The organism is Georgenia sp. EYE_87 (genome assembly GCF_023148685.1).
Lineage (GTDB): Bacteria > Actinomycetota > Actinomycetes > Actinomycetales > Actinomycetaceae > Georgenia.
On record NZ_JAHXNL010000005.1, the window covers coordinates 237,544 to 248,917 of the forward strand.

8 protein-coding genes are annotated in these 11,374 nt (G+C 76.3%); 4 read left to right on the forward strand and 4 right to left on the reverse strand.

Translation table 11 applies throughout. From position 1 onward, the window contains the following. The 3 genes from KZX45_RS10175 to KZX45_RS10185 are packed head-to-tail and all read right to left on the reverse strand — an operon-like array spanning position 1 to position 4,466. A complete protein-coding gene (locus tag KZX45_RS10175) occupies positions 1-3,144 on the reverse strand; it encodes a sacsin N-terminal ATP-binding-like domain-containing protein (protein WP_248257624.1) in 3,144 nt (1,047 codons plus the stop codon). After that, positions 3,141-4,034, reverse strand: a complete 894-nt coding sequence (locus KZX45_RS10180) for a DUF3027 domain-containing protein (protein ID WP_248257625.1) — start codon at positions 4,032-4,034, stop codon at positions 3,141-3,143. The genes KZX45_RS10175 and KZX45_RS10180 overlap by 4 nt, the downstream gene beginning before the upstream one ends. A gap of 57 nt (positions 4,035-4,091) precedes the next feature. After that, the gene (locus KZX45_RS10185; RefSeq protein WP_248257626.1) at positions 4,092-4,466 is read right to left on the reverse strand and encodes a cold shock domain-containing protein; all 375 of its coding nucleotides are present in this window, start codon (positions 4,464-4,466) and stop codon (positions 4,092-4,094) included. 537 nt (positions 4,467-5,003) lie between these two features. Here KZX45_RS10185 and KZX45_RS10190 point away from each other — a divergent pair. The 4 genes from KZX45_RS10190 to KZX45_RS10205 all read left to right on the forward strand — a co-directional run bounded on the left by KZX45_RS10190 (position 5,004) and on the right by KZX45_RS10205 (position 9,598). Next, positions 5,004-5,993, forward strand: a complete 990-nt coding sequence (locus KZX45_RS10190; protein ID WP_248257627.1) for a hypothetical protein — start codon at positions 5,004-5,006, stop codon at positions 5,991-5,993. 337 nt (positions 5,994-6,330) lie between these two features. Next, entirely contained in the window at positions 6,331-8,733 is a 2,403-nt protein-coding gene (locus KZX45_RS10195) for a helicase-associated domain-containing protein (RefSeq protein ID WP_248257628.1), read from the forward strand. Positions 8,734-8,765: 32 nt separating this feature from the next. Next, positions 8,766-9,155: a DUF2237 family protein gene (locus KZX45_RS10200; protein WP_248257629.1), complete on the forward strand. Its 390-nt coding sequence runs from the start codon at positions 8,766-8,768 to the stop codon at positions 9,153-9,155. Further along, a complete protein-coding gene (locus KZX45_RS10205) occupies positions 9,152-9,598 on the forward strand; it encodes an HIT family protein (RefSeq protein ID WP_248257630.1) in 447 nt (148 codons plus the stop codon). Before KZX45_RS10200 ends, KZX45_RS10205 begins: the two co-directional genes overlap by 4 nt. A 44-nt stretch (positions 9,599-9,642) precedes the next feature. Here the strand turns inward: KZX45_RS10205 and KZX45_RS10210 are convergent, their stop codons facing one another. Next, entirely contained in the window at positions 9,643-10,872 is a 1,230-nt protein-coding gene (locus KZX45_RS10210) for an aminotransferase class I/II-fold pyridoxal phosphate-dependent enzyme (protein ID WP_248257631.1), read from the reverse strand. Positions 10,873-11,374: the final 502 nt, after the last annotated feature.

The following is an 11,374-nucleotide window of genomic DNA, read 5'->3' on the forward strand; positions in this document are numbered from 1 at the left end:
CTACTCCCCCGCGGCGTCCGCGAGCACCTCGTCCAGCGCGCCGGGGTCGAGCAGCACCGCCTCGACGTCGTGCCGCGCCGCCCAGCGGCCGCCCGCGTGGGCGAGCGCCCGGGCCAGGCCCGCGGTCGTCGTCGCCCAGGCCGCGTCACCGGTGGCCCACCAGTCGACGTCCACGCCGTCGACGGTGAGCCGCTCGCACTCGAACCACGTGGTGGGCGCGCCGGGCAGGACCGCCAGCACCTCGGCCGGGGTAGCGACCGCACGGGCGTCGGGCGCGTCGGGCACCGCGTCGCCGGCGGCCTCGAGGTCCAGCAGGTCGGCCACCTGCCCGACCAGGTGCTCGGGCACCGGCAGGACGGCGCGCACCTGCGCCCACACGGGCGCCGCGACCACGACCCACTCCGCGGGCAGCAGCTGCGCCGAGCCCTCCACGAGCGCGGGCACCGCGTCCGGCGGCACGAGCCGCACGCCGCCGGCCGCCGCGCGGGCCAGCGCCCGCCACAGCGCGAGCGCGTCGGCCATCGCGAGGGCACCGTCGTCGGGCCAGTGGTCGAGATAGGCGTCCCAGGCGCCGGCGTCGAGGTCGGCGAGGTCGCGCACCGCCCCGACGGCGGCCAGGACGGCGTCGTCGAGGTCCTCCGCGCCGTCCGGGACGGGGGGCAGGAAGGGCGTCGCGCCGGGCCCGCGGGGGTGGGCGAAGGGGGCGCCGAGCTCCTCGCGCAGCCACCAGGCGGTGTACGACGGCGCGCGGCCGGCGCCGCCGGCGGAGGCGCGCACCTCGGTGAGCAGGGCGGCCCGGGCCTCGGGGTCCTCGGCGATACGCGCCAGCGCCCGGGGCCAGGCGTCGTCCGCGACGGCGTCGAGGTCCGCGACGGCGGTGACGTCGCCGACGTACGCACCGGGGCCGAGCACCTCGGCGAGGTGGGCGAGGTAGTCGCCCCAGCCGTCCAGCCGGACGTCGTCCTCCCCCGCCGGCTCCGCGACGACGTCGGGCACCACGGTCGTGACCAGGTCGGTGCGCACGCCGACGGCCCGCAGGGTGGCGGCACCCCAGCGGTCGAGGACGGCCGCGTCCACCGGGACGAGGGCGTCGAGGACGCCGGCCGCCCAGGAGCCTGGGACGGCGAGGTCGGCGGCCGGGCGGTGCTCGCCGTCGTCGCCGGGCAGCGGGAGGTCGGCGAGCCAGTCGGACAGCTCGACGTCCCCGCCGCGGTCGGCGACGGCGGCCCGCGCGAGGTCGAGGACGGCGGCGACCGTGGGAGGGACCGGCGCGGCGCCGGTCGGACCACGGCCGGCGGGACCACCCTCGGCGTCGGAGGGTGCGCCGTCGCCGGAGGGGCCGTCGTCAGAGTGGCCGTCGTCGGGCAGCGCGCCGAGGTCGTCCGCGCCGGCCTCGACGGCCGCGCGCACCTCCGGCTGCTCCAGCAGAGTGACGGCGTCCGCCTCGGTCGCCCCCAGCGCCGCCAGCACCGGATGGGCGGCCGACGGATGCACGACCCGCAGGCCCGGCAGGTCGAGCGGGAGCTCGGCGAGCCCGGCGGCGGGCAGCAACAGCCCGCGGGCGCCGCGGGCGGTGCGGCCGTCCCGCAGCGGGACCGGGAGGCTGGCGAGCGCCTCGCGCTGGGGCGCGGCGTACGGCGCGAGCGCGGTGTAGAGCTCGCGCCACCGCTCGGGCGGGTGGCCGCCGGCGGGGAGGGCGTCGACCACGTCGGCGAGGTCGCGGATCGCGACGCCGAGGACGCGCGCGGCGGCGGCGTGCTCCGGCGGGACGCGCACGAGACCGCCGACCATCGGGGAGAGCGCGGCGAGGAGCTGCTCGTCCTGCCCGGCCGGGCCGAGAAGCGCCTGGGCCTCACCCGCCCTGAGCAGGTTCTCCGTGCCGATCTCGGGCAGCAGCGGGGTGCGCCGCAGCGCGTCCAGCGCAGCCTCGTGGAGGGCGGCGTCCAGGGCGCCGGCGGGCAGGCCCGTCGGCACGAGGGAGAGCACGTGCGGGCGCCCTGGCGCGGGGTGCCGGCCGGTGAGCAACCGCGCGAGACCGTCGTAGTGGGCGCCGGCCAGCTGCACGAGCCTCTCGGTCAGCGGGCCCGGGGCGACGTGCCGGCGCGAGGGGTCGAGGGGAAAGCTCGCGATCAGCACGGCGGGCAGGGTGCAGGGCTCGTCGGTGGGGGTCGGGGCGTGCACCGTGCCGAGCCCGGGCCCGCCCGCGGCGGCGCGCCCGTCTCCCTGAGCGGCGTGCTCCGACGCGATCGACGGGCCGAGCCGCGGGACCGCCCAGGTGACGAACCAGCCGGCGCGCTCGCGCTCCTCGACGGGGCGGTGCGCGAGCAGCGCCGGGTCCAGGCCGCCGGAGGCGTGCGCGGAGTACCAGCGTTCGCGGACATCGGCCAGGCGCCGCGGCGGGGCGTCGTCCGTCTCGACGACGATCTCATCCAGCGCGGGGAGGGCGAGGAGGACGACGTCGTCGAGCTCGGCGAGGGAGGCGCGCACCGCGGCGGTCTCGGCGGACCCGCGCAGCCGGAGGGTGACCGCGGTCGTGAAGCCGGGCGGCACCTCGGGGGCGGTGGCCGGGAAGGGCAGGCGCAGGGCCGGCAGGTCCCCGTGGCGGCGCGCCAGCTCGGCCGTGAGCGGGGGGTCGCCGGCGGCGGCCTCGGCAAGCAGCGCGGCGGTGCGGGCCAGGGAGAAGGTCACGCCGGCCACGCCGTCGGGGGTCCGTGTGCCGACCGTGATCTCGTCGCTGACGGAGCGCACGGCAGCGAACCCGACGCCGAAGCGGCCGACCTGCCCGCCCGCGCGCTTGGCCGAGGCCCGCATCGAGGCCAGCGCCGCGACGCCCTCGGGCGTGAGCGGCGCGCCGGTGTTGGCGGCGAGCAGCTCGGCGCCGTCGGAGGTGGTGGTCAGCCGCAGGAGAAGCCGGCCGCGCTCGCCAGCCGCGGCGGCGGCGTCGGCGGCGTCGGCGGCGTCGGCGGCGTCGGCGGCGTTCTGTGCGAGCTCGACGACGACCCGGTCGCGGTAGTACCCGCGGGCGTGGTCCTCCTCGAGGTTCGCGTCCTGGCGCAGGCGCGACGGGTCGCGGTGCCACGTGGTGAGGGCGGCCTCCCGCAGGCCGGCGGTGCCGAAGCGGTCGCCGCCGACCGCCGCGCTCATGCCTGGTCCGGCGACCTGTCCACGGCGGGCTCGTCGGTCCCGGCGGCGGGACCGTCGGCGCTGTCGGCGGGCTCCGCGCCGTCGTCCACGGACGCGACCACCTCGGGGGCGACGGGGTGCGTGGCGAGGACCTCCAGGTCGCGCTCGTCGATGACGGGCTCGGAGGACTGCCACAGAGACATCGGCTCGGGGCCGTGGGTCTCGGAGTGGGCGCCGCAGCCGTGGTCCATGGAGACGACTCGACCGTCGTCGGGCGACCACTCGTTCGCACAGACGCCGAAGACGGTGCGCGGGCTGCCGGCGAGCTTCATGAAGAACCCGCAGGTCGAGCAGGGGGCGGCGGCCGCCTTGGCGGAGGGCGCGAGCGGGCCGCGGTCCCCCTCGTACCAGCGGGTCAACGCCTGGGCGCGCCCCTCGGCGGACAGGACGCGGGCGCGGCCGAGGCCGAGCTCGTAGATGGCGAGCTCGTCGGCGTCCTCGCCGGTGGCCTCGTAGCCCTGCTCGAGGCGCTCGTCGTCATCCACGTAGGGCAGGACGTCGCCCGGGCCGACGTCGCCGGGGCGCAGCCGCTCCGACCACGGCACCCACTCGGGCGCGAGGAGGGCGCCGTCGCCGGGTAGGAGCTCGACCTCGCACACGGTGGCCGACCGGCCGCGCGGCGGCCGGGCGACCGTGACGGCCCAGTGCCAGCCGCGGTAGCCGGGCACGAGCGACTCGAAGACGTGGGTCAGCAGCCGGTCGCCCTCGACGACCACGCCGCGGTGCTCGCCGACCTGACCTGGCAGGGCGAGCTCCTCGGCGGCCGCGCGGGCGAGGTCGACCGCACCCGCGAGCACAGCTTCCTTCGCAGGGGCGGTGGTCACGCGGGGGTTCTTCGTGGCTGCTGGCACGGGGTCAGTCTACGGTCTGGTCACCCGCACGCAGTCGGGCCTCCTCAGGCCTGGGACTCAGGCGTCGAACTGGTCGGCGACCACGCGCAGCACCTGGGCGAGCTTCTTGCCGTTCTCCGGGTAGCGGCCGCGGTGCAGGCTGTTGGACGCCCGGTCGAGCGCCTTGATGAGGTCCTCCACGATGGGGACCATGTCCTCCGCCGGGCGCCGGTGCGCCTTGGCCACCGACGGGGGCTCCTCGAGGATGGTGACCGAGAGCGCGGACGGGCCGCGGCGGCCGTCTGCGACCCCGAAGTCCACCTTGGTGCCGGGCTTGGGGGTCACCCCGTGCGGGAGGGCGGAGGCGTGCAGGAAGACCTCGCCGCCGTCGTCCTCCGCGATGAAGCCGAAACCCTTGTCGGCGTCGTACCACTTGACCTTGCCGGTAGGCACGGGACTGACCCCTTTGTTGTTCACGTGACGAAGGCGCCGACCGTGCCGGCGCCACTTCCTGCCCCCAAGGATACCGGGGTGCGGCGGTGGCAGAGCGCCGATTCGCCCCTAGGCGGAACGTCACGGCCGCCCGGGCGGGAAGACCGCACCGCGTCCGCGACCGCGCCTGGCCTCCGCCATCGCACCCCGAACCCACCTCCCGCCTGTGCACCCTCGCCCCAACCCCACCTCCGCTCCGCCACCGCCCTCCGCCCCTCCGCCACCCCACCCGAAGAAAAGTGCTCTTGGGCAGATGAAGTCGTCTCGGTCCGACTTCATCTGCCCGAGAGCACTTGGTGTTCGCACCAGCCCGCCCGAGCGTGAGGCGCTCACCGCAGCTGAAGAGCGTGCAGGCGACGAGTCGACCTTGACGCCCGACGCATGTGCACACACCCGGTCCGTCCACAGGTCGGCGGCCCGGGAGACCCGGGTGTCTGCGCAGCGGCCCACGCTGTGTCGATGCCGCCCTCGATACCGTCGCCCCGCCCGTTGCCGACAGTGGTGCTGTCAAGGGAGATCGGCTACGGGACCGCCCGTGCAGCCCACCGTGCCGGCGAGCTCGTGCGGGTGCGTCGCGGTGCCTACCTGCACGACGATCTCCCGGCCCAACCGTGGGCACGCCGAGAGGTCGTCGCACTCGCCCACTGCGTCGCCGTCGCCCGCCAGCTGCCGAGCCGTCCTGTCCTCAGTCACGAGTCGGCTGCGCTGATCCACGGGGCGTGGGTCGGGCCCACGGCCGCGATCACTCACCTGGCGGTCAGTGCACCGCCCCACAAGCCGGACGTCGCCGACATCAGACGGCACCACGCGCCGGACCTGACAGACGACGAGATCACCGTGGTCAACAGGCTCCGTGTCACGACCCTGGAGCGGACCGCCCTGGACTGCGCCCTTTCCCTCCCCCCGCGCCGGGCGCTGCCGATCGTGGACAGCATCCTGCGCATGCTCGCCCGACCGAACCGCTTCGAGCGCGAGCGCTCGGAGGTCGCGATGAGTGCCGCGAGGGAGGGCCTCCGTACACGCGTGGCCGATCTCGGCCGGCGCGCGGGGGTTATTCACGCCCGTGCTGTCATGGAGCACGCGGACGGTTTCTCCGAGTCGCCCGGCGAGACGGACCTGCGGTGGATCGCCGTCTCCCGTGGGCTTCCCCGGCCCGTCCTTCAGCTCCGCGTCGCCACGGACGAGGGCGTCTTCTACACCGACATAGGGTGGGAGTTCGGCGGGGCGTCGCCACGGGGCGTAGCCCCACGCGGAGTCGCCGCGGAGTTCGACGGCGCCGGCAAGTACGCGGAGACCTCCGGCCCGGGCTCGCTGTTCGCGGAGAAGCAACGGGAGGACGCCATCAGGGCGACCGGCCTCATCGTGCACCGGTACGTCGACCGCCATCTGCGCGACGTCGACGCGGTGTTCGCCCGCCTGTGCCGCGGCTTTCCCCAGTCGCTCGTCGACGGCCTGAGGCCCGTCGCCGCGCTGATGCACCTGCCCTGAAGCTCTGCCGCCGGTCGGCCGCCCCACCCAGCTCCCGTCGATGGGGGACGGCTAAGCCTCGTTCCACCGACGGAGTTTCTCCGATCCGTCGGTGGAACGGGGCTAAGTACTCTCGGGCAGATGAAGTCGATCTGGATCGACTTCATCTGCCCGAGAGCACTTGACCCCGGTACCGAACGAAGCCAGAGCACTCAGCCCGGCACCGAACGGAGCCAGAGGCACTCAGCCCGATACCGACGCAGCGGTCCAGCCCGTCGACGGATCGAGGCCTCGCCGTCGAAGGGGGCCAGGGCCGGCTGGGCGGAGGGAGCGTCCCCACGGTCGTAATGTGGTGCGGATGAGGGCACAGGGCACGGTCACCACGGCGGAGCTCGCCACCGCCCTCGAGCGCCGGGACGACGACGCACTCTCGGCGCTCCTGGCTGCGCGGCCGGACCTCGCGTCCCCCGCACCGTCGTCCCTGACCTCGCTCGCGGCGCGGGCGGCCTCACGCCCGAGCGTCGAGCGCGCCCTGGCCACCCTGCACACGGTCGAGCTGGCCGTGGCCGAGGCGGTCGTGGCGCTGGCACCCCTGCGGCATGCGACGGCGGCCGCGCTGACCAGGGCGGTCGGGCTCGACGCCGCACCCGCGCTGGCCCGGCTGGAGGAGCTCGCGCTCGTGGTCGGCGGCGTCCCGGTCGCCACGCTGGGTGAGGCCCTCGGCCCGCACCCCGCGGGCCTCGGTCCCATGCTCGCCGAGCTCGACGCGGGCGTCGCCGGCCCCGGCTCGCACGCCACCGGGCACGGCCCAGAACACGGCGCGGCACACGGCCCCGCGCCGACCACGGTGACCGCCCTGCGTGCTGCGCTCAAGCACGCCCCCGCCTCCGCGCTCGGCACCCTCGACGCCCTGACCTGGGGCCCGCCGGTGGGCACCGTCCGCGCCGACGATGTCCCCGAGGGCGCCGCCTGGCTCCTCGACCACGGCCTGCTGCGCCGGATCTCCCCCACCCAGCTGGTGCTGCCCCGGGAGGTCGCGCTGGCCGCGCGCGGCGGCCGCACCCGGCGCGAGCCGCCACGGCCGCCGGCCGCGGACGGCCACCGCAGGGTCCCGGCCGCGGTGGTCCCCGCGGAGGGGGCGCGCGCCGCCGAGGAGATCGTCCGCCTGGTCGGGCTCCTGCTGGAGACGTGGCAGCACGAGGGCGCGGGGGTGCTGCGCTCGGGCGGCGTGGGGGTGCGCGAGCTGCGGCGCACCGCGGCCGCCCTCGAGGTCGACGAAGCCCGGGCGGCCCTCGTCGCCGAGCTGGCCGCCATGGCCGGTCTGCTCGCCCAGGACGGCGACGAGCAGGTGTCCTGGGTGCCGGCGCGGACCGCCGAGGACTGGCTCGCCGACCCGCTGCCGCTGCGCTGGGTCCGGCTGGCGGGAGCGTGGCTGGGCACCGCACGAACCCCGTGGCTCATCGGGACCCGGGACAACGGGACGCTCCGCGCGGCGCTCGAGCCCACCCTGGAGCGCGGATGGGCGGTCGACCTGCGCCGCCGCACCATGGCCGCGCTGGCGGGCCTGCCGCCCGGCACCGCGCCGGACGCCGACGCGGTGCGCGCCCTGCTCAGCTGGGAGCTCCCGCGCGCGACGGCGCCCGCGCCGACCGTGGCCGCGGTGCTCGCCGAGGCGGAGGTGCTCGGGATCACCGGTGCCGGCGCGCTCACCGACGCCGGCCGAGCCCTCGTGGAGGGCGCCGGGGAGGACGCCGTCGCGGAGGCTCTCGAGGCCGCCCTGCCTGAGCCGGTGGGCGACCTGCTCGTCCAGGGCGACCTCACCGCCGTCGTGCCCGGGCGGCCGCTCCCCGAGCTTCGGGAGCTCCTCCAGCTGTGCGCGGACGTGGAGTCGCGCGGCTCCGCGCTGACCGTGCGCTTCACCGCGGGGTCGGTGCGCCGCGCGATGGACGCCGGGGTCGGCGCCGCCGAGCTGCTCGAGGCCCTCGCCGGGTACTCCCGCACTCCCCTGCCACAGGCCCTGGACTACCTGGTGCGCGACGCCGCCCGCCGCCACGGCCAGGTCCGGGTCGGGGCGGCGGCGTCCTACCTGCGCGTCGACGACGCGGCCCTGGCCGCGCAGCTGGTGGGCACGCCCGCCCTGGCCGAGCTGTCGCTGCGGGCGCTCGCGCCCACCGTCCTGATCTCGCCCGCGCCGCCGGGCGAGGTGCTGGAGGTGCTGCGCGAGGCGAACCTCGCCCCGGTCGTCGAGGGGCCGGACGGCGCGGTGGTGCTCGGCCGGGACGGGCTGGGCGCCGCGGGGCTGGGCAGTGTGGAGCCGGGCACGCGCCCGGGCTCGCCCGGCCGCCCGGTGCGCACCGTCGGGCTCCCGCGACGCGGGCGGCGCACCAGCGGCCTGCCCACCTTCCCCGGCGCGGCGGCGAGCACCTACACCAGACGCCTCGACGACGCCGACCTGCGGCCGCTCGTGGCCCGGATGCGCGCGGGCGAGGCGCAGGTGCGGCGGGACGCGGCGCGCCGGGCCGACGGCGCCCCCGCCGCCACCGACCCGGTGCACGCCCTGGCGCTGCTGCGCGAGGCGGCGGCCGGCGGCGAGCAGGTCGACATCGTCGTGGTCGGCGCGCGCGGCACGCCCGAGCGGCGCCGGGTGCGCCCGCTCAGCGTCGACGCCGGACGGGTACGGGTCGCCGACGTCGCCCGTGAGACGGAGCTGACCCTGGCGATCCACCGCATCTCCGCCGTCGCCGCCCTGCCGGACGACTGACGCGGCCGCGGCCGTTCGGGAATGATGGCCCCATGGCCGAGCGCAACGTCCTGGGCGGGGAGCTGGGAGAGTGCGGCGTCGACCCCGTCACGGGGTACTACCGGACGGGACGCTGCATCGCCGACGAGGCGGACGTCGGCAACCACAGCATCTGCGCGGTGATGACCGAGGAGTTCCTCCAGCAGCAGCGTCAGGTCGGCAACGACCTGATCACCCCCCGGCCGGAGTGGCAGTTCCCGGGGCTGAGGCCCGGAGACCGCTGGTGCGTCGTGGCGGTGCGCTGGCTGCAGGCGCACGCGGCCGGCGTCGCGGCACCCGTGGTGCTGGCCTGCACGCACGAGCGGGCGCTCGAGGTGGTCCCGCTGGAGCTGCTGCGCCAGTACGCGGTGGACGTTCCCGACGACGTCGGCTCGCTGCAGTGACCCCCGCCGCGAGCCGCGCGAGACCCGTCGGGTGCCCCTTCTGCGCGGTCGTCGACGGCGACAACCCGGCGCGCACCGTGCTGGAGACCGACGACGTCGTCGCGTTCCTGGACGTGCGGCCGGTGTTCAAGGGCCACACGCTGCTGGTGCCCCGCCGCCACGTCGTGACGCTGCCCGACCTGCCCGCCGACCTCCTCTCCCCCTACCTCGCCGCCACCCAGCGGCTGGCGGCCGCGATGGTGGACGGGCTGGGCGCGCAGGGCTCGTTCGTCGCCATGAACAACGTGGTCAGCCAGTCCGTCGCGCACCTGCACACGCACGTGGTCCCGCGGACCAAGGGCGACGGGCTGCGCGGGTTCTTCTGGCCGCGCACGACGTACGCGGACGACGGCGAGGCGGAGGCCTACGCCGCGCGGCTGCGCGAGGCGCTCGACGGCGCCTGAGGCCACCGCGCGAGGGCGCCTGAGGCCACCGCGCCACGCACGGCCTACCTCGCGGCACCCTCCCCGCGGTGGAGCCGCTCCTGGAAGCGCACGATCCGCTCCACGGCCTCGGCCACGGCGGCCGGGCCGGCCGCGAGCGAGAGCCGGACGTACGTCGTGCCGTGCGCGGCGTCGAAGTCGGCGCCGGGCACGACGGCGACCCCCTCCTCCTCCAGCAGCGCCGCGCACCAGGCCGCGGAGTCGGGGAACGGGCCGAGCTGGGGGGCGACGTCGGCGTAGAGGTAGAACGCGCCGTCGGCCGGGGCGACCGTGCCCCAGCCCAGCCGGTCGAGCCGGTCGAGCAGGAGGGCCCGGGTCGCGGCGAACTCGGCCACGCGGGCCTCCGCCTCGGCGTAGGCCTCGGGCGTGAACGCGTCGACGGCCGCGTGCTGCGCGGGGGTCGGCGGGCACAGGGCCACGTTGCCGGCGAGGGCGTCGACGGCCGTGCGCAGGTCGGCCGGGACCAGCGCCCAGCCCAGACGCCAGCCGGTCATCCCCCAGTACTTCGAGAACGAGGAGACGACGACGGCGGACCGGTCGGTCTCCCAGGCGCAGACGCCCTTGGCGCCAGGTGCCGCCGGGTCCGCCGGGTAGGTGATGCCGTGGTAGATCTCGTCGCTGACCAGGCGGACGCCGTTGGCCGCGCACCAGGCGGTCAGTGCGGCGAGCTCGGCGCGGGTGACCATCGTGCCGGTGGGGTTCGCGGGCGATGCGAGCACCAGCCCCGCGATCGGGCCGGACCGGGCGACGACGGCGTCCAGGGCGGCCGGGGTGGGCTGGAACCGCTCGGCGGGACCGCAGTCCACCTCGACGACCTCGCAGCCGAGGGCCGCGAGGATGTTGCGGTAGGCCGGGTAGCCGGGGCGCGCGAGGGCGACGCGGTCGCCGACGTCGAACCCGGCGAGGAAGCTGAGCACGAAGGCGCCCGAGGACCCGGTGGTGACGGCCACCTCGTCGGGGTCGACGGCGAGGCCGTACCAGCGGCCGTAGTGCGCGGCGATCGCCTCGCGCAGGGGCCGGACCCCGAGCGCCGAGGTGTACCCGAGCTCCGCGCGCTCGGCATGGATGCGGGCGGCCCGGGCGTGCACGGCCGCCGGGGCGCCGCCGGACGGCTCGCCCGCGCACAGCGAGACGACGTCGCGGCCGGCCGCCCGCAGTGCGGCCACCCGGTCGAGGATCCGCATCACCTCGAAGGCGGGGACGGCGGCACGGGCGGCAACCTTCAGCGGGCTCATCCTCAGTTCCTCCTGCTCGATCTCCGGGTCAGGTTGTCACATCCGCGTGCGGCGGTCAGCGGCCGCGCCCGGAGGCGGCGAGGGGCAGCTCGGTCAGGGCGCGGACGAAACCCGTCCCGCGTCACGGCTCATCGATATCTCGAGATAAGCTCGTCCATTTTCCGCGAGGCAATGAACCTCGACCGAAAGATATCCCGGGCTGAAATTCCGTTCCGTCACGAACAGGACAGAGAGTGAATTGTCGAAGCCAGGATCGCTCTTGCCGGTCGGAGCACCACACCGGGGCAGCCAGGCGAAAAGGACCGCACGAACAGAAGAGATCGAGGCCGGTCTGCTACGTATTTATCGCTGCCGAGAAACGGGTTGGACTTTTCCGAGAAACGGGCCGGGGCCGTCTTGCCCGGCCTTGCGGACACCATTGTCCGCGGGCCTTTCCCGGAGGTATTGTTCCCTCGCCATTGACACACGGGTACGCCCGCCCCACCGTCCCATCCGACTCTGG

Excerpts from the sequence above, each read along its gene's own strand:
- KZX45_RS10195 (WP_248257628.1), top strand. The coding sequence starts at position 6,331 with ATGAGGGCACAGGGCACGGTCACCACGGCGGAGCTCGCCACCGCCCTC.
- KZX45_RS10210 (WP_248257631.1), bottom strand. The coding sequence starts at position 10,872 with ATGAGCCCGCTGAAGGTTGCCGCCCGTGCCGCCGTCCCCGCCTTCGAG.
- KZX45_RS10200 (WP_248257629.1), top strand. The coding sequence starts at position 8,766 with ATGGCCGAGCGCAACGTCCTGGGCGGGGAGCTGGGAGAGTGCGGCGTC.
- KZX45_RS10175 (WP_248257624.1), bottom strand. The coding sequence starts at position 3,144 with ATGAGCGCGGCGGTCGGCGGCGACCGCTTCGGCACCGCCGGCCTGCGG.